Source organism: Sulfitobacter sp. D7 (assembly GCF_003611275.1).
Lineage (GTDB): Bacteria > Pseudomonadota > Alphaproteobacteria > Rhodobacterales > Rhodobacteraceae > Sulfitobacter > Sulfitobacter profundi.
Map to the genome: position 1 here is coordinate 1131550 of NZ_CP020694.1, position 17753 is coordinate 1149302.

Below are 17753 nucleotides of genomic sequence, written 5' to 3' on the forward strand. Positions count from 1 at the left end.
TTGGATATGTGAAACTTCTACGACATGGCCCGAACTGCGATCTGGAAAACCATCACCGCCACGCTGACCCATGACATCGCCACGGGGAAATACGCCCCCGGCGACCGGCTCTCGACCGAGGCGCAATTGGCGGCGCGGTTTGGGGTCAACCGTCACACGGTGCGCCGGGCGATCAGCGAAATGAACGAGAGCGGGCTGACCTACAGCCGTCGCGGAGCGGGGGTCTTCGTGGCGCAGCGGCCCACGGATTACCCCATCGGCAAGAGGGTGCGGTTTCACCAGAACCTTGCTGCGGCGGGACGGGTGCCAGCGAAGGAGATTTTGACGTTGGAGACGCGCGCAGCCTCAGCTCATGAGGCCGAGCAGCTTGGGCTGGAGGGAGAGGCGCTCGTGCATGTCTATGAGGGGCTGTCGCTGGCCGATGACCAGCCCATCGCGATTTTCCGCAGCCTGTTTCCTGCCGCGCGGTTCCCTGATCTGTTAAAAGCGCTTGAGACCAGCCGCTCGGTCACCTCGGCCTTGGCGCAGGGCGGGGTGGCAGATTACACCCGCGCTTCGACCCGGCTGACGGCGAAACTGGCCAATGCCACGCAGGCGCTGCATTTGCGGCTGACCGAAGGCGCGCCGATCTTGCGGTCTGCCGGGATTAACGTGGACCCGGAGTGTGTGCCGGTGGAATATGGGGTGACATGGTTCGCCGGGGACCGCGTGACGCTGACGCTCAACCCCGGCGACTAGCTGTACTTTTCTAGAAACGCTTCGGCGGGCAGGGTTTGGAAGTCCTTCAATGATGCGTGCAGCCGTTCATGGGGCCAATCCCACCAGGCCAATTCCTCCATCCGCGCAGCGATGCTTTCGGAAAAGCGGCGGCGCAGCGGTTTGGCGTGGATGCCAGCAACGATCATATAGGGCGCCACATCGCGGGTGACGATGGCCCCGCCCGCCACCACCGCGCCATTGCCGATGGTCACCTCGGGCCGGACCTGCGCGCCGTGGCCCAACCATGTGTCATGGCCGATTACCGTGCGGCGACTGCGGCGCAGGGCGAACCAATCGGCGTCATCCTCGGCCCCGTCAAAGTAATCCCCGGCGCGGTAGTGGAAGTGGTGCAGGCTGGCCTTTTCCATCGGGTGATCCGTGGCCCCGATGCGCACGCTGGCGGCGATATTGCTGAACTTGCCGACTTGGGTGTTGGCGATGTCGCACCAGCGGTCGCAATAGGAGTAATCGCCGATTTCGGAATGGGCGAGGCGCGTGGCGCGCCCGATCTCGACATAGCGCCCGAACTGCGTGTCGGTCACTTCGCAGTCCGGGTGGAGGAAGGGCGCATCGGGTTTGAGACGCGCCATCAGTGACCCGCCTCGGTGCCTGCGATCAGCTTGCGGCGCAGCCAGCCCGAGAAGCTGTCCATCGCCACGACCATCAGGATGATCAGCGCGATGTAATAGCTGACTTCCTCCCAATCTTTCTGGGTGATGATCGCTTGGGTTAGCAGCAGGCCAATGCCGCCGCCGGTGATCGCGCCGATGATGGTGGCTGAACGGGTGTTGGATTCCAGATAGTAGAGCACTTGGCTCAGCAGCACCGGGGTGATCTGCGGGATGACGCCAAAGCGGTAGCGTTGCACAGGTGCTGCCCCGGTGGAGGCGATGCCCTCGATCTGCTTGTCGTCCACATTCTCCAGCGCTTCTGAGAAGATTTTGCCGAAGGTGCCGGTATCCGTCAGCAGGATCGCCAGCGACCCGGTCAGCGGGCCGGGGCCAAAGGCGCGGGAGAGAACGATGGTCCAGATCAGCCCGTCGACCCCGCGCAGGAAGTCGAACAACCGCCGCGCGGCAAAGCGCAGACCGCCTAAGGGGGAGAAGTTCTTGGCCGCGAGGAACCCCAGCGGCAGGGCAATCATCGCCGCGCCAAAGGTACCGAGAAAGGCCATGAGAATGGTCTCAACCAGCGCCCAAGCGACATCGCCGTGACGCCACATTTTGTTGGTCCAGAAATCCTGCCAGATCGCGCCGTATTCACCGCTGCGCAGCAGCTCTAGCGGGGACATGCCATGGTAGGGGCTGTCGAGCGTGAAGAAGAACAGCTCCCAGCCGTTGAAATAGCGAAAGACCTCGGCACGGTTGCGGGTGATCGTCAGGCGGCCCGCGTCCGTGGTGATCGCAAGGCGGTTTTTAGAGGCGTTGATCCACTCGGGCAGGGGGCCGTCGGGCAGGGTGGCATTGACGCCGCTGCGCCCCGGCGTGGCGGTGATCAGGCCGTAGCCCGGCACGTCATAGCGCACCTCCGGCCCCAGTTCGACGGTATGGCCGTTGCCAAGCTCGACAAGCGTCGTCTCGCCCAAGGTGACCCAATCGGGGGCGGTGCCCGGCGCATAGCGGCCCTTGCGCTCGCCTTCGATGGCGATCTCCATCTCGCCGTTGCGGTTGTCGCGGGCGACATGGGTTTTGTAGCTATAGCTGTCGGCCACCAGCGTCTTCATGTTCGACACGTTGATGCGATCACCTAGCCCGGCCACGTCGAAGGCGAAGAAGACATAGGTGAGGTAGACAAGGATCAGCACCGGCGCGGCGAGGCTCGCCATACGCTTGCGGCGGAAGCTGCGGCTGGCGACCTGCTGGGCAGGGAGGGTGGAAGCGGTAAGGTCGGTCACAGGATGGCTCCCTTGTCCTTATAGGCGCGGCCATGGGTCAGCCGGTCGCGGAAATGGCTCGAGACTTGGTCAACGATGATGATAGTGCCGAAGAGCAGCAGAAAGATCGCCGCTGCTTCGTCGAATTTGCCTTGGCCCCAAGACATCGTGTTGCGCAGGTCATAGCCGATGCCGCCTGCGCCGACGAAACCAAGGATGGCCGAGGCGCGAATGTTGATCTCAAACCGCAGCAGCGCGTAGGAGAGATAGTTGGGCGCGACCTGTGGCACGACGCCCAAGACCATCCGTTGCAGCCAGCCCGCCCCGACAGAGGCAAGCCCATCGACGGGCTTGAGCGACGCGTTCTCGTTCACCTCAGAGAAGAGCTTGCCAAGCGCGCCCACGGTATGCAGCGCGATGGCGATCATCGCAGGCACCGGGCCACCACCGAGCAAAAAGATCAGCACGAGGGCGACGACAATTTCAGGCACGGCGCGCAGCACGTCTAGCAGGCGGCGCAGGGGGCCGACGAGCCATGGCGCGGGGGCAAGGCCGCGTGTGGCCAGAAGGGCGGCGAAAAACGCGAAAAGCGCACCGATCAGCGTCGCGGCCCCGGCGATGTTCACCGTCTCGATGAGAGAGGGGAGGTATTTCACGAAATAGCCGGGCAGCAGATGGACGCGCTCCCATGCCTCGCTCAGCACATCGGCGGGGAAATCAAAAACATTGGGCAGCCCGTTCCAGAACCCGCCAGCGTTGCGGGCATTGGCGGTGCCGAAGCCGCCGATCAGCAGGGCCACGAAAACGACCAGCAGGATCATATTCATCACCCGCTTTTGTCGGGTATGGGCAAGGTAATCCGCCGTGATATCAGGCGCGGTGGTGGTCTGTTGCATCTGTCGTCCCCCTATGACGACAGGCCCCGACAATCGTTGCCGGGACCTGCCAGATGTCTTTTGTCCCTTAGGATCAGTTAGATTTCGCCTTGCGCGCTTCGACGATCGAGACATAGGCGTCATGGGCAATCGGATCGAAGCCGAGGCTTTCGCCCGCGGCCACACCATAGGCGCAGTCGGCGTCCATCTCGTGCAGCTCATCCACCAGTGCGGTCATGGTCGTCTTGACCTCTTCGGGCAGGTCTTTGCGCAGCACGACCGGGCCTTCGGGGATCGGCTTGGAGCGCCAGATTTCCACCAGATCGTTCATGTCGATCAGGCCCGCATCCACGGCTTTGCGCAGCGCGCCGGAGTTGTAGCCGTCTTCCCAATTGCCCTGACCGTCGGCCCATGTCACGCCGCCCGCGACATCACCGTTGTTGACCGCGACGATGGTCTGCTCATGCCCGCCGGTGAATTTCACTTCGCCGAAGTAGTCGCCGGATTCCATGGTGGCACCGGTTGTCTGGGGGATTTCGATGGAGGGGATCAGGTAGCCAGAGGTGGAGTTCGGATCGCCAAAGCCAAAGACTTTTCCCTGCATGTCTTCAAGCGTGTTGATGCCCGCATCTTTGCGTGCGAAGCCGATGGAGTGGTAGCCGTAGGAGCCATCGAGGTTGATCTTGACCAGCACCGGCTCAACCGCTTCGGGGTCTTGCAGGTGAACGGCGGCATAGGCCGAGGCACCGAGCCACGCCATGTCGAGCGTGCCGCCCAGCAGACCTTGGATCACGCCGTTATAGTCGGCAGGGGCGAAGAGTTTGGCCGGAACGCCAAGGCGCTCTTCGGTGTAGCCGCGTAGACATTCGTAGGAGTTCATCCGGTCCTGCGCGTTTTCCCCGCCAAGGATGCCGATGCGAAATTCGGTGACATCTGCGGATTGAGCCAGTGCAGCGCCGGTCAGGGCCGTGGTTGCCAGTGCGGCGGCGATGAGCTTCTTCATTTTGTCGTCTCCAGTTTGAAAATATGCCCATTGGGGCGGGTCGTGTCAGGCTGGCACCTTGTCCAGCGTTTCGATCTCGGTTGAGGTGGCGGCTTCGGAGAAGCTGCTGTCTGCACCGTAGATTTCGCGGGCCATGCTGGTGGTCAGTTGCTCGGGCGTGCCGTCAAAGACGATTTTCCCGTCGCGCATTCCCACCACGCGGTCGCAATAGCGGCGCGCGGTATCCAGCGTGTGAAGGTTGGCGATGACCATACGGCCGTCTTCCTCGTGAATGCGACGCAGCGATTGCATCACCACCTGCGCGTTCATCGGGTCGAGGCTGGCGATCGGCTCATCCGCCAGAATGATCTGCGGGTCTTGCATCAGGGCGCGGGCGATGGCGACGCGCTGCTGCTGGCCACCCGAGAGCGCCTCGGCCCGTTTGGGCGCATGTTGCGCGATGCCCAGACGGTCGAGGATTTCAATCGCGCGGGTGATGTCAGCATCGGGGTAGAGGTTGAAGATGCTGCTGAGCGTCGAGCGGCGGTTGAGCGTGCCGTGCAGCACGTTCGACACCACATCCATTCGCGGGACGAGGTTGAACTGTTGAAAGATCATCGCGCATTCTGCCTGCCAGCCGCGCCGGGCCGCGCCGCGCAGGGCGGTCACATCGCGCCCTTGAAACAGGATCTGCCCAGAGGAGGCATCGGTCAGTCGATTTAACATCCGCAGCAGCGTGGACTTCCCCGCGCCAGAGCGGCCGATGATCCCGATCATCTGCGGCTTGTCGACCTGCAGATTAGCGCGGGCCACCGCTGTGTTCGCGCCGAATGTTTTGGTCAGTTCAGATATGACGAGCATAAGTCCCCCGGGGTTTGCGGGGCGAGCTATCGCAGCGGTGAATGTCACGAATGTTTAAGTTTGACGAAGCTTTTGTAACGCGCGGTTTTTTCGGGAACGGCTGTCTGGGGGCAGGCGTTTGTGCTTGCTTTATAGGCGGTTGGGCGGCGCGGCTGCCCCCGCGCGGAGCAGTCCGTAGGCTGGGGGATTTGCGGCGCGAAGGCCAGCCAACCTCAATAGAACAAGGGCCAGTCAAATAGAGCTTGCGGAACAAAGCCCCCGGATTAATGCTTTCTCTTACAGGGCGGTTCGGATAGGGCCGCATCGGGTCAGACCGCGCAGCCCCGCGCGGCGTACCGTAATATCTTTGGCCGGATCACCGGTCGCGCAGTGCCACCCCGCCGCGCCCCCTTCGGTGATACAGGCCCCCGACAAGCATCTAAAGGAGCGCGTTTATGGACGCCCAGATTATCGCATTTTTGATTCTGTTGCCGATCACATTGGTTTTTGTCTACGCAGGCATCCACGAATTCCGGCGCTACAAAAGCGAGGGCAAGGCGAACTATGGGCTGGTTTTCGATGAAGAAAGCGGCACCACCCATGTCAGCGGCATCGCCGAAGACGAAGACCCCTTCGACCCCGACGATTTTGACCCCAACGACTATAACGATCCCGAACTGAAAACCGACACGGATGAGCGCAAATCGTGAGCGGTAAGACCCGCAGGGCCGCTTTGCTGCTCTGGCTCGCGCTGCCCGCGGGCGCCGACCCCCTCGCCGAGATCGTGATTTTGGGGGAGGTGCATGACAACCCCCATGCCCATCTCGAACAGGCCGCCGCGCTGGAGACGCTGCGCCCCACTGCTGTGGTGTTCGAGATGCTCACCGCCGCGCAGGGGGCGAAAGCCGATGCCGATCGCAGCCAGATTGCGCAGGCTTGGGCGGCAAGTGGTTGGCAGGATTTCGACATCTACGCGCCGATCTTCGATGCTTTGGGTGAAGCCCGGATCATCGGTGCCGCCGCCCCCCGCGAGGCGGTGCGCAGTGTGTATCTTGAAGGCGCAGCCGCGCTTTTCGGGCCGGAAGCGGCGCGCTTTGGCCTTGATCAACCGCTGCCCGACGATCAGCTGGCGGCCCGCATCGAGGTGCAGTTCGCCGCTCATTGCCGGGCCATGCCGCGCGACATGATGGGGGGCATGGTCGCCGTGCAACGCTACCGCGACGCCACATTCGCGCGCGCGGCGCTCAAGGCGCTTGAGACCTATGGCCCGCCCGTGGCCGTGATCACCGGCAACGGCCATGCCCGCACCGATTGGGGCATTCCCGCGCTGATCGCGCAAGCGGCCCCCGAGGTCACGACCCATGCCATCGGCTTTGTCGAAAAACAGACAGAGATGCCATTTGACGAGACCCGCCTGATCCCGCCCACCAAGCGCGAAGACCCCTGTAACGCCCTGACCAAGAATTAAAGGACCCGCCCATGTACCTTGCCATGAACCGTTTCACCGTACTGCCCGAGAATGCCGCCGCATTCGAAGAGCTTTGGCTGAACCGCGAAAGCCATCTGAAAGAGACGGAGGGGTTCGTGTCCTTCCACATGCTCAAAGGGCCAGAGGAGGAGGGGACGATCCTCTATGCCTCGCACACCATTTGGGAAAGCGAAGCGCATTTTCGGGCATGGACCACCAGCGACGCCTTTCGCGCGGCGCATGCGCGGGCGGGGCAAACCCGCAAGCTGCACGAAGGCGCGCCGCGGTTCGAGGGCTTTCAGACTATTCAGCAAATCGAAGCAGTCTGACGCGGGGCAGGCGGGACTTTCTATACTTGACTAAAATAATCGGATTAAGTAGCCGTTATAAGAGCCCGGTATTTTGGCCGGGGTATGAACGACTTTACGCCGAAACCGTCCAAGCCACCGCGCGTCGGAAGCCCGGATGTCAATGGAAAGGAGCCCGCCCCCGTGAGGACACCCGTGACCACGCCCGAGCCAATGGCCCATGCCCGGCTACAGACGCAATCCAACAACAGCTGGCGCGATATCGCGCTTGGCAGCAACGATACCGCGCCCTGCGATGGCCTTGGCCTTGAGCACCTCATCGATCTGCAACGCGCCCGCCAGATGGGGGACGCAGGATGAGCCTGATGCAAAAGCTGCCCGATCCCTCGCCCGCAGGCCAACCGGTCGAAGACGCCGTGCATGATGCGCGTGCCTTGGTGCCCAATGGCTCGACGGCCAATATCGTGCTGGACGGCCAAACCTATACGCTGCGCATCACACGGGCAGGGAAATTGATCCTGACGAAGTAGGCCGCGCGGCTGCCCAACTGCGGCGCGGAACGCCTAAGGCGCGGCTGCGGCTTGCCCTCACGCCACGGCGTCTTTACTGACGCGGCATGCCCGGCCTTTTCGCCTTTTCCGTCCTTCGCCGCTGACATGCTGGCCCTGCTGAGCCTGTTCTTCGCGGCGCTGCTGGCGGCGACGCTGATCCCCGCGCAATCCGAAGCGGTGCTTTTGGGGCTGATGTGGTCGGGTGCCCATGCCACGGCGTTGTTGTGGCTGGTGGCGACGCTGGGGAATGTGCTGGGCTCGCTGCTGAATTGGCTGCTCGGGCGCTACCTCAGCCATTTTGCCGATCACCGCTGGTTTCCTTTCTCGGCGCGGCAGATGGGGCGGGCCTCTGGCTGGTATCAACGCTGGGGGTATTGGAGCCTGCTGGCCAGTTGGGTGCCGATCATCGGCGATCCGCTGACCTTGGCCGCGGGCATGATGCGCGAACCGCTTTGGCGCTTCTTGCTGATTGTCACCCTTGCCAAAGGCGGGCGCTATCTGGTGCTGATCCTGCTCGCGCGCGGGGTTCTGTGACGCTCAGAGCGGGGTGATCCCTTCGAGCGGCGGCAGCGGGCTGGGCGTGGTCACGAGGGCCGGACGGCGCTTTTCGTAAAAGGCATTGCCGCCTGCGGTCACCACGTAATGCATGTTGTTGTAATTGGCATTGTACCACGCGGCGTGGAAGAATTTCGCGCGGGTGACCTTGGGGTGACGCTCACCTTGAAGCACCGCCAGCGCGGTGGCGCGGGCCAGCGGGGCCCCGCGATCGCTCATCGGTTTCGTCATCACGCCCGGTGCGAACTGATTGCGCTGGCCGACCACCCCGCAGACCGTATCGGGGAAGGCTTCGGAATGGACGCGGTTCAACACCACCGTGCCCACGGCGACCATCCCGTCGCGGCTGGAGCGGTTGGATTCGAAATACATCGCCCGCGCCATACACTCCACCTCACCCACCGGGACCGCGACCACTTCGGTCTGCTTACCGCCACAAGCGGCGAGCAGGCCAAGGCCCAGCATCAAAGCGGCGGTGCGGATTTTCGGGGGCTGAACGCGCATGGGCGGCCTTTCTGGGTGAGGGGGCAGGTGGCGCGTAATTTTCCAGCAAACGCGGGGCGAGGCAAGACCCGCGCCCGCGCTCAGGCGGTTTCTCTCCGGGTGGGGCGCGCGGGGGCGCTTGGGCTGACGATTGATCTAGTGTAATGCTTGATAAAACAGTCATGAACCCAGCAGGGCCGTTCTTATGAAAGTCACCTACCGGGATGTGAAAACCGACATCCTGTCAAAGATCACCAAGGGGGAATGGCCTCTGGGTAGTCTTGTGCCCAATGAGGTCGATCTGGCCGAGACCTATGGCTGCGCCCGCGCGACGGTCAACCGTGCCATGCGCGAATTGGCCGACGAAGGGTTTATCGAGCGCCGCCGCAAAGCCGGGACGCGGGTGCGCATGGCCCCGGTGCGGCAGGCGCGCTTCGACATTCCGCTGGTCCGGGCCGAGATCGAAGAGAAGGGCGCTGATTATCGCTATTCGCTGGTGAGCCACGCGGTTGAGCCTGCGCCGGACTGGTTGCGCGCGCGGCTGAAACTGACCGCAGGCAGCGAGGCGCTGCATCTGGTCTGCATGCATTACGCCGATGGCGATCCCTATCAATATGAAGACCGCTGGATCAACCTTGCGACCCTGCCGCAGGCGCGGGAGGAGGATTTTGCAGAGGTGGGGCCGAACGAATGGCTGATCTCGGCAATACCTTTTTCGGATGTTGAGATCAGCCTCTCCGCCGGACTGGCCGATCAGCGGCTGAGTGAGTATCTCGCCTGCGCCTTGGGTGATCCGGTTTTCACGGTCGAGCGTTCGACATGGTGGGAGGGGCAGGCGGTGACCTATGTGCGCTTGTCGCATCGCCCCGGTCACCGGCTGACGACCCGCTATTGATGCGCCGCCACGTGAGGGCGGCGGCGCGTGGTGCTCAAAGGATACCCGGCAGGTCCAGCCCATGCGCGCGGGCGCAATCAAGCGCCTCGTCATAGCCCGCATCCGCATGGCGCATCACGCCCGTCGCCGGATCGTTCCACAGAACCCGTTCGATGCGACGGTCAGCGTCTTCGGACCCGTCACAGCAGATCACCATGCCGGAGTGCTGCGAAAAGCCCATGCCAACCCCGCCACCGTGGTGCAGAGATACCCAAGTGGCCCCCGAGGCAGTGTTCAAAAGCGCGTTTAGCAGCGGCCAATCCGACACGGCATCAGAGCCGTCTTTCATCGCCTCTGTCTCGCGGTTGGGCGAGGCGACGGAACCACTGTCGAGGTGGTCGCGCCCGATCACGATGGGCGCGCTTAGCTCGCCAGTGCGGACCATTTCGTTGAAGGCGAGACCGAGCTTGTGGCGCACACCCAGACCCACCCAGCAGATCCGTGCGGGCAGACCTTGGAAGGAAATACGCTCGCGGGCCATATCGAGCCAGTTGTGCAGGTGCGTATCTTCGGAGAGGATTTCTTTCACCTTGGCATCGGTCTTGTAAATATCCTCCGGATCGCCTGACAGCGCCGCCCAGCGGAACGGCCCCACGCCCCGGCAGAACAGCGGACGAATGTAGGCGGGGACAAAGCCGGGGAAATCAAAGGCGTTGTCTAACCCTTCCTCCAGCGCCATCTGGCGGATGTTGTTGCCATAGTCGACCGTGGGGATGCCCGCCGCGTGAAAATCGACCATCGCTTTGACTTGTACCTTCATTGAGGCGCGGGCGGCGCGTTCGACCGCCTTGGGGGCACTCTCGCGCTTCTCGCGCCAGTCGGCCATGCTCCAACCCTGCGGCAGATAGCCGTTCACCGGGTCATGGGCGCTGGTCTGATCGGTCACGATATCGGGGCGCACGCCGCGTTTCACCAGTTCGGGAAAGACATCGGCGGCATTGCCCAAGAGGGCCACGGATTTCGCTTCTCCGGCAGCGGTCCAACGCTCGATCATCTCCAGCGCTTCGTCGAGCGTTTCGGCTTTTTCATCGACGTATTTTGTGCGCAGACGGAAATCGATGCTGTCGGGATTGCACTCGACCGCGAGGCAACAAGCCCCGGCCATCACCGCCGCCAAAGGCTGCGCGCCGCCCATGCCGCCAAGCCCGCCGGTGAGGATCCATTTGCCGGTCAGATCGCCGCCATGATGCTGGCGGCCCGCCTCGACAAATGTCTCATAGGTGCCCTGCACGATGCCTTGGGAACCGATGTAGATCCACGAGCCCGCGGTCATCTGGCCGTACATCGCCAGACCCTTTTTATCGAGCTCGTTGAAGTGGTCCCAATTCGCCCAATGCGGCACGAGGTTTGAGTTCGCGATCAGCACGCGCGGGGCGTCTTTGTGGGTCTTGAATACACCGACAGGCTTGCCCGATTGCACCAGCAGCGTTTGGTCGTCTTCGAGCGCGCGGAGCGAGGCGACGATCTGGTCGTAATCTTTCCACGTCCGCGCCGCACGGCCGATGCCACCATAGACGACGAGCTCATGCGGGTTCTCGGCCACGTCTGGGTGCAGGTTGTTCATCAGCATCCGCAGTGGCGCTTCGGTGAGCCAGCTTTTCGCCGAAAGCTCGGTGCCGGTGGCGGGATAGACGTCACGGGTGTTCTTGCGCGGATCGCTCATGCTGTGCCTTTCAGGGTCGGGGCCATCGCGGCCAGAGTTGTCAGAATGTCGGTCAGGTGCCTGCGCAGGCGCGCAGACTTTTCGGGATCACAGGGCCAGGGCGGGGCTTCGGCGCTGAGGTAGCTGCTCTGCGCCAGTTCCATCTGGATTGCGTGAAACCCTTCGGCGGGGCGGCCATAGTGGCGAGTGGTCCAGCCGCCTTTGAAACGGCCATTGATGACAGAGGTATAGCCGGGGGCGGCGGCGCAGATATCCGCGACGGCGGCTTCGATCTCAGGCGCGCAGGTGGTGCCGAGGTTCGTGCCGATGTTGAAATCGGGCAGCGGGCCGTCAAAGAGGAAGGGGATCAGCGAGCGGATCGAGTGGCAGTCATAGAGGATCGCCACGCCATGCAACGCGCGGACGCGGGCCAATTCCGCCTCAAGCGCCGCGTGATAGGGGGCGTGGAATGCCAGGCGGCGGGCCTCGATCTCGGCTTCTTCGGGCGGGGTTGTCCAAATGTCCTGCCCGTCGAAATCGGTCAGCGGCACCAGCCCGGTGGTGTTTTGGCCGGGGTAGAGCGATGCGCCCGAAGGGTCGCGGTTGGCGTCGATCACATAGCGGTGGAAGGTCGCGCGCACGGTGGTCGCGCCGGGCAGTAACCCTTGGTAAAGTCGGTGAATATGCCAGTCGGTGTCCGCCAGTTCGAGCCCGCGCGGGTTCAGATCGCGGCGCACTGTGTCGGGCAGATCGGTGCCGGTATGCGGCAGGCCAAGCACGATGGGGCTGTCGCCGCGGGTGATCTCAACCGGGGTCATGCGGAAAGCTCCGGCATCTCGATAGAGGCTGCGCGGGTGATCTCTCCCTGCGCCACCATCTGTGCGGCGCGTTCCAGATCGGGGGCGAGGTAGCGGTCCTCGTCCAGCGTCGCCACGTCCTTGCGCACCCGCGTCACCACATGCTGCAACGGCTCGCTGGTGGTCAGCGGGGCGCGGAAATCAATGCCCTGCGCCGCGCAGAGCAACTCGACCCCAAGGATACGGTTTAGGTTGTCGATCATCTGCCCCAGCCGCCGCGCACCATGGGCGGCCATGCTGACGTGATCCTCTTGGTTGGCCGAGGTCGGCGTGCTGTCGGTGACGCACGGATTGGCGAGGTGCTTGTTCTCGCTCATAAGGGCGGCGGTGGTGACTTCGGCGATCATATAGCCGCTGTTGAGGCCGGGGTTTGGCGTGAGGAAGGGCGGCAGGTTGAAGCTGAGCACCGGGTCCACGATCAACGCCACGCGGCGCTGCGCGATGGCTCCGATTTCGGCCACGGCCAGTGCGATCATATCGGCGGCAAAACCCACCGGTTCGGCATGGAAATTCCCGCCTGAAACGATCAGGTCCGCGCCGACCAGCACCAGCGGGTTGTCGGTGGCGGCGTTGGCTTCGACTTCAAGCGTGCGGGCGGCCATGCGCAGCACATCCATCGCGGCCCCGGTCACCTGAGGCTGGCAGCGGATGCAGTAGGGGTCTTGCACGCGGGCATCGTTCGCCATGTGGCTCTCGCGGATTTCCGAGCCGTTGAGCAGGGCACGCATCGTCTCGCCCGCTTCGATCTGGCCTCGATGGCCGCGCAGGGCGTGGATTTCGGGTTGCAGCGGCGCGGTGGAGCCCATGATCGCGTCCGTCGACAGGGCCGAGATCACCAACGCCGAGTTTGCCGCCCGCCATGCGTCAAACAGCCCCGCCAGCGCGAAGGCGGTCGAAAACTGCGTGCCGTTGATCAGCGCCAGCCCTTCTTTCGGGCCGAACTCCAGCGGGGTGAGACCCGCGGCGGTCAGCGCCTCTCCGCCGGGCATGACGCGGCCCTCAATTTCCGCCTCGCCGTGGCCCATCATCGCAGCGGCCATATGGGCCAAGGGGGCCAGATCGCCTGAGGCACCGACCGATCCTTGCGCCGGGATCACCGGGGTCACGCCACGCTCCAGCATGGCTTCGATCAGATCGACGACCTCAAGCCGCACGCCTGAGGCGCCGCGCCCAAGGCTCAGCAGTTTGAGCGCCATCAAGAGCCGCGCATGGCCGCGCGGGATCGCCGGGCCGACGCCGCAGCAATGCGACAGGATCAGGTTGCGTTGCAGGGTGGCCGTGTCATCTGAGGCGATCTTGACCGAGGCGAGCTTGCCGAAACCGGTGTTCACGCCGTAGACGGCATCCTCGCCCGCCACCGCTTTGGCAATGCGCGCGTGGGCCAGTTCAATCGCTGGGCGGCAGGCGGGGTCGAGCCTCACCGATGCCTCTTCGCGGTAGATGCGGGCCAGATCGTCCAAGGTGGCCGCGCCGGGGGTGAGGGTCAGGGTGGTCACGATTGGCCTCCGAAAATGCGAGAGTGAAGCGGGTTGAAGCCGATGCGATAGGCAAGCTCGGCAGGGTGTTTGATATCCCAAACGGCGAGGTCGGCGCGCAGGCCGGGGCGGATCATGCCGCAGCCGTCCAGCCCAAGCGCGCGGGCGGCATGTTGCGTGGCACCGCGCAGCGCCTCTTCGGGCGTCATGCGGAACAGGGTGCAGCCCATGTTGAGCGTCAGCAGCAGGGAGTTCAGCGGCGACGACCCGGGGTTGATATCCGTCGCCAGCGCCATCGGCACGCCGTGTTTGCGCAGCAGATCAATCGGGGGCGCTTGGGTTTCGCGCAGGGTATAAAACGCGCCGGGGAGGATGACGGCGACGGTGCCCGCCTTGGCCATCGCTTTCACGCCGTCCGCGTCAAGGTACTCAATATGATCCGCCGACAGCGCGCCATAGGAGGCCGCGAGTTTCGCGCCGCCAAGGTTCGACAGTTGCTCGGCATGGAGTTTCACCGGCAGCCCCAATTCCCGCGCCACGTCAAAGACCCGCGCGATTTGGGCGGGCTGAAAGGCGATGCCCTCGCAGAACCCGTCGACCGCATCGACCAGCCCCTCGGCATGGGCGGCGCGCAGGGCGGGGAGGCAGACTTCGTCGATATAGGCGTCAGCGCGGCCTGCGTATTCGGTAGGCGTGGCATGGGCGCCGAGGAAGGTGGTGCGCACTCGGATCGGGCGCTGCTGGCCCACGGCGCGTGCGGTGCGGAGCATGCGCAGCTCGGTGTCGATATCCAGACCGTAACCGGATTTGATCTCGATCCCCGTGACGCCTTCGGCGATCAACACATCGACGCGGCGCAGGGCATCCGCCAGCAGATCGGCCTCACTGGCGGCGCGGGTGGCGGTGACGGTTGAGACGATGCCGCCCCCGGCGCGGGCGACGTCTTCGTAGCTGGCTCCTTCAAGGCGCATTTCGAACTCGCGCGCGCGGTCGCCTCCGTGGACGATATGGGTGTGGCAGTCGATCAGACCGGGGGTGACGAGGCGGTGGCCCAGTGATTCTGTCGGCTGGTGGCGGTAGGCCCGTGGCAGGTCAAGGCGCGGGCCGACCCATGCGATCTGGCTCCCGGCAATCGCAATCGCTGCATTCTCAATCATTCCATAGGGTTCTGCGCCGTCTAAGGTCGCGGCGGTGAGGTCGATCAAAACTCGGTCGTGCTCTGCCATCTCTATCGCCCCCTCCTGAGGTTTTACTTTTCTAACGCGGTTTTAATTGTTATATGTCTATACATAAAAAACCGAAAGGCCGTCAAATGATTTTCGCAAAACACGCAAGACTGCCGCAGGGCTGGGCGCGGGACGTTCGGATTACGGTTGCTGAGGGCCGCATCACGGCGGTGCAGACCGGACAAACGCCCCATCCTGACGACAGCCGCGTCGATACCCTGCTGCCTGCGCTGGCCAACCTGCACAGCCACAGCTTTCAACGCGCCATGGCCGGGATGACCGAGGTGCGGATGGCGGGGAAAGACAGTTTCTGGACGTGGCGGGACCTGATGTACCGCTTTACCGCCCATCTCACGCCCGCGCATATTGAGGCCATCGCCGCCTTTGTTTTCCTTGAGATGCAAGAGGCGGGTTTTGCCAGCGTGGGCGAGTTTCATTACCTGCATCACCAGCCCGACGGCACGCCCTATGATGATCTGGGTGAGCTTTCGGCCCGGATCGCGGCGGCGGCGGCGGAGACGGGGATCGGGCTAACCCATCTGCCGGTGCTCTATACCTACGGTGGCGCGGGGCAGGTGCCCTTACAGCCGGGTCAGGCGCGTTTTGGCAATGGGGTGGCGCAGTTCAATGCGCTGGTGGAGCGGGCGAAACGGGCGGTGGCTGATCTCCCCCCAGACTGTCGTGTGGGCATCGCGCCGCATTCGCTGCGTGCCACCGCCCCGGCGGAACTGGCCGAGGTGCTGGCCGCGCATCCCGAGGTGTCGACCCATATCCACATCGCCGAACAGCCCAAGGAGGTCGCAGACATCTCGGACTGGCTCGGCGCACGGCCGGTGGACTGGTTGCTGGCGAACGCTGAGGTGACGGAGAACTGGTGCCTGATCCATGCGACCCACATGACCGAAGCAGAGACGGCAGCCTTGGCCCGGACCGGCGCGGTGGCGGGGCTCTGCCCGGTGACAGAGGCGAATTTGGGCGATGGGCCGTTCAACGGGCCGGGCTACCTCGCTGCCGGGGGGCGGTTTGGCATTGGGTCGGATTCCAATGTGCTGATTTCGTTGACCGAAGAGTTGCGCACTTTGGAGTATTCCCAACGCCTGCGCGATCTGGCGCGCAACGTGATGGTGCCGGGCGAAGGCTCGGTCGGGGAGACGCTGTATACCGGGGCCGCGCGCGGTGGTGCGCAGGCGCTTGGCCGGGGAACGGGCGAGATTGCAGTGGGCGCATGGGCCGATCTGATGGCGATCGACAGCCAAGACCCGGCACTTTGTGCACTGCGGCCCGCGCAACTGCTCGACGGTCTGGTCTTTGCGGCGAAGGATCGGGTGGTGACGGACCTGTGGTCGGCGGGGCGCCATGCGGTGACGGGCGGGCGGCACCGGCAGCGTGACCGGATCGTGGCGGGCTACCGGCGCGCCATGGCAGAGTTGACGGCGCTTTTGTGAAACCTTCCAGCTTCCGGGAACTTTGCCGCGGCCTGCCGGGTTTGCCCCCTAACAAGGGCCGCGCGCGGCGTGGTGTTGCGCGGCATAGCCCGAAGCCAGCGAAAGGGAGCGGATCATGAGTCCACCAGACACAAATCTGAAAAAGCAGGAAAGCCGTCACAAGTGGCCCTTGATCGGCATGGCGATTGTCGTGGTCTTTGGCATCGGCATCATTGTCTTTTGGACGGGCGAGGAAGTCGCCACCGCCCCCGGTACCGAAGACGAGGTCATCGTCGACGAGGGCAACGCGATTGAGGGCGATGATACGGCAACCGTGCCTGTCGCACCCGATTGACCCCCAGTCAACAGCGTTGACCGCCAAGACCCGGAAGCCTTTGCTTCCGGGTTTTTTGTTGTTTGACCTCTGCCGTGCGAGCGGGCCATCTTGCACCGGAAACAAGGGTAACGGGGCAGACATATGTGGAATCTTGTAGGGGACATTGGCGGCACCAACCTGCGGCTTGCGGCGGTGGACCCGGCAGGCGCGGTGGTGCGGCGCTGCACGCATCGCACCGATGGGCTGACCACATTGCCAGACGCCTGTGCGGCGCTTTGTAGCGAGATGGGCGGCGCGCCCGAGGGGGTCGCGATGGCGGTGGCCGGGGTGGTTGTCGACGGGCAGGTGCGCATGACCAACGCCGCGCGCAGCATCTCGCGCGATGATTTGGCGCGGGCCTGCGATGTGGCGCCCGGCAAGGTACTGCTGCTCAATGATTTCGAGGCGGCGGCCTGGTCCTTGGCCACGCTGGACGCGGCAAAGGTGAGCTTTCTCCAGGGCGGCCCTGCGCCGCAACCGGGCGCGCGGGTGATTGTCGGGCCGGGAACGGGCTTGGGCGTGGGGTCTTTGGTCTGGCAAGGGGCGCGGCCCACGGCGGTGCCGGGCGAAGGCGGGCATCTGCGGCTGACCCCTCATAGCGCCGAGGAAGTGGCCTATTTTGAAGCCCTGATCGCGCTTTGGCCCGAGGTCCAGATGGGCGACGCGCTGGCGGTCGAGGCCGAGGCGATCCTGTCGGGCACCGGCATCCCCTATTGGTACCGCGCCATCGCAACCGCCCGCGGCGAGGCGGCGCATCTGGAGGGGGCGGCGGCGATCTTTGCCGCGGCCAAGGTTGGGGAGGACACGAGTGCCTGCCGGGCGGTGGCCTTGATGGCGCGATATCTTGGCGGGGTTGCGGGGGACTTGGGGCTGGTCTTGGGTGCGCGCGGTGGGGTTTTCATCACGGGGGGCGTGGCGCAGCAGAACCCTTGGATGTTGGATGAGGCCTTCCTCGCTGCCTTCAACGCGGGCGGGCGGCACAGCAAATGGCGCGCGGCGCTGCCCTTGGGCCTGTGCAATGACCCCGATTTTGGCCTCATGGGTGCGCGCAACTGTCTGTTTGTGCAGCACGAACGCCCCCTGCCGGATTGACAGCAGGCAGCGGGCCGCCATGATCGCCACAGC

Annotated in this window: 21 protein-coding genes; 11 read left to right on the top strand and 10 right to left on the bottom strand. The window is 64.1% G+C overall.

Translation table 11 applies throughout. From position 1 onward, the window contains the following. Nucleotides 1-24 precede the first annotated feature (24 nt). Nucleotides 25-738, top strand: a complete 714-nt coding sequence (gene phnF / locus B5M07_RS05430) for a phosphonate metabolism transcriptional regulator PhnF (protein WP_120350545.1) — start codon at nucleotides 25-27, stop codon at nucleotides 736-738. Here phnF and B5M07_RS05435 read toward each other — a convergent pair. The 5 genes from B5M07_RS05435 to phnC form a co-directional block, all read right to left on the bottom strand. Then, nucleotides 735-1349: a chloramphenicol acetyltransferase gene (locus B5M07_RS05435; protein WP_120350546.1), complete on the bottom strand. Its 615-nt coding sequence runs from the start codon at nucleotides 1347-1349 to the stop codon at nucleotides 735-737. The genes phnF and B5M07_RS05435 overlap by 4 nt on opposite strands. Next, nucleotides 1349-2584 carry a phosphonate ABC transporter, permease protein PhnE gene (phnE, locus tag B5M07_RS05440; RefSeq protein WP_120352158.1) on the bottom strand — a complete coding sequence of 412 codons (1236 nt, stop codon included), beginning with the start codon at nucleotides 2582-2584 and terminating at the stop codon, nucleotides 1349-1351. Before phnE (B5M07_RS05440) ends, B5M07_RS05435 begins: the two co-directional genes overlap by 1 nt. 65 nt (nucleotides 2585-2649) lie before the next feature. Beyond that, entirely contained in the window at nucleotides 2650-3528 is an 879-nt protein-coding gene (gene phnE, locus B5M07_RS05445) for a phosphonate ABC transporter, permease protein PhnE (RefSeq protein ID WP_120350547.1), read from the bottom strand. Nucleotides 3529-3601: 73 nt separating this feature from the next. Continuing rightward, on the bottom strand, nucleotides 3602-4510 hold the full coding sequence (phnD, locus tag B5M07_RS05450; protein ID WP_120350548.1) for a phosphonate ABC transporter substrate-binding protein: 909 nt from the start codon (nucleotides 4508-4510) through the stop codon (nucleotides 3602-3604). 45 nt (nucleotides 4511-4555) lie between these two features. Further along, nucleotides 4556-5350: a phosphonate ABC transporter ATP-binding protein gene (gene phnC / locus B5M07_RS05455; RefSeq protein WP_120350549.1), complete on the bottom strand. Its 795-nt coding sequence runs from the start codon at nucleotides 5348-5350 to the stop codon at nucleotides 4556-4558. Between the two features lie 434 nt (nucleotides 5351-5784). Between phnC and B5M07_RS05460 the strand changes: the two genes are divergently transcribed. From B5M07_RS05460 to B5M07_RS05480, 6 genes are all read left to right on the top strand, one after another. Continuing rightward, nucleotides 5785-6039, top strand: a complete 255-nt coding sequence (locus B5M07_RS05460; protein WP_120350550.1) for a hypothetical protein — start codon at nucleotides 5785-5787, stop codon at nucleotides 6037-6039. Continuing rightward, the gene (locus tag B5M07_RS05465; protein WP_162931817.1) at nucleotides 6036-6797 is read left to right on the top strand and encodes a ChaN family lipoprotein; all 762 of its coding nucleotides are present in this window, start codon (nucleotides 6036-6038) and stop codon (nucleotides 6795-6797) included. Before B5M07_RS05460 ends, B5M07_RS05465 begins: the two co-directional genes overlap by 4 nt. A gap of 11 nt (nucleotides 6798-6808) precedes the next feature. Further along, nucleotides 6809-7126 (top strand): antibiotic biosynthesis monooxygenase family protein, encoded by a 318-nt coding sequence (locus tag B5M07_RS05470; RefSeq protein ID WP_120350552.1) that lies wholly within the window; start codon nucleotides 6809-6811, stop codon nucleotides 7124-7126. Between the two features lie 162 nt (nucleotides 7127-7288). Then, a complete protein-coding gene (locus tag B5M07_RS19405; RefSeq protein WP_162931818.1) occupies nucleotides 7289-7465 on the top strand; it encodes a hypothetical protein in 177 nt (58 codons plus the stop codon). Nucleotides 7466-7470: 5 nt separating this feature from the next. Next, on the top strand, nucleotides 7471-7635 hold the full coding sequence (locus B5M07_RS05475) for a hemin uptake protein HemP (RefSeq protein ID WP_082849466.1): 165 nt from the start codon (nucleotides 7471-7473) through the stop codon (nucleotides 7633-7635). 51 nt (nucleotides 7636-7686) lie between these two features. Then, the gene (locus B5M07_RS05480) at nucleotides 7687-8190 is read left to right on the top strand and encodes a YqaA family protein (protein WP_441351404.1); all 504 of its coding nucleotides are present in this window, start codon (nucleotides 7687-7689) and stop codon (nucleotides 8188-8190) included. A gap of 3 nt (nucleotides 8191-8193) precedes the next feature. Here the strand turns inward: B5M07_RS05480 and B5M07_RS05485 are convergent, their stop codons facing one another. After that, the gene (locus B5M07_RS05485; RefSeq protein WP_254693962.1) at nucleotides 8194-8715 is read right to left on the bottom strand and encodes a cell wall hydrolase; all 522 of its coding nucleotides are present in this window, start codon (nucleotides 8713-8715) and stop codon (nucleotides 8194-8196) included. A 184-nt stretch (nucleotides 8716-8899) separates the two neighbouring features. Between B5M07_RS05485 and B5M07_RS05490 the strand changes: the two genes are divergently transcribed. Next, the gene (locus B5M07_RS05490; RefSeq protein ID WP_120350553.1) at nucleotides 8900-9589 is read left to right on the top strand and encodes a UTRA domain-containing protein; all 690 of its coding nucleotides are present in this window, start codon (nucleotides 8900-8902) and stop codon (nucleotides 9587-9589) included. 34 nt (nucleotides 9590-9623) lie between these two features. Here the strand turns inward: B5M07_RS05490 and hutU are convergent, their stop codons facing one another. Genes hutU through hutI form a run of 4 tightly spaced genes read right to left on the bottom strand, consistent with a single transcriptional unit; the run spans nucleotide 9624 to nucleotide 14828 of the window. Further along, a complete protein-coding gene (gene hutU / locus B5M07_RS05495; RefSeq protein WP_120350554.1) occupies nucleotides 9624-11291 on the bottom strand; it encodes a urocanate hydratase in 1668 nt (555 codons plus the stop codon). Continuing rightward, entirely contained in the window at nucleotides 11288-12088 is an 801-nt protein-coding gene (hutG, locus tag B5M07_RS05500) for an N-formylglutamate deformylase (RefSeq protein ID WP_120350555.1), read from the bottom strand. Before hutG ends, hutU begins: the two co-directional genes overlap by 4 nt. Beyond that, nucleotides 12085-13623, bottom strand: coding sequence for a histidine ammonia-lyase (gene hutH, locus B5M07_RS05505; protein WP_120350556.1), 1539 nt, complete (start codon nucleotides 13621-13623; stop codon nucleotides 12085-12087). Before hutH ends, hutG begins: the two co-directional genes overlap by 4 nt. Beyond that, on the bottom strand, nucleotides 13620-14828 hold the full coding sequence (gene hutI, locus B5M07_RS05510; protein WP_120350557.1) for an imidazolonepropionase: 1209 nt from the start codon (nucleotides 14826-14828) through the stop codon (nucleotides 13620-13622). The genes hutH and hutI overlap by 4 nt, the downstream gene beginning before the upstream one ends. Nucleotides 14829-14914: 86 nt before the next feature. On the opposite strand from hutI, the gene B5M07_RS05515 reads away from it, so the two are divergent. The 3 genes from B5M07_RS05515 (at nucleotide 14915) to B5M07_RS05525 (ending at nucleotide 17720) form a co-directional block, all read left to right on the top strand. Continuing rightward, nucleotides 14915-16273: a formimidoylglutamate deiminase gene (locus tag B5M07_RS05515; protein ID WP_120350558.1), complete on the top strand. Its 1359-nt coding sequence runs from the start codon at nucleotides 14915-14917 to the stop codon at nucleotides 16271-16273. Between the two features lie 115 nt (nucleotides 16274-16388). After that, entirely contained in the window at nucleotides 16389-16607 is a 219-nt protein-coding gene (locus B5M07_RS05520) for a hypothetical protein (RefSeq protein WP_120350559.1), read from the top strand. 123 nt (nucleotides 16608-16730) lie between these two features. Further along, nucleotides 16731-17720 (top strand): glucokinase, encoded by a 990-nt coding sequence (locus B5M07_RS05525; protein ID WP_120350560.1) that lies wholly within the window; start codon nucleotides 16731-16733, stop codon nucleotides 17718-17720. Nucleotides 17721-17753: the final 33 nt, after the last annotated feature.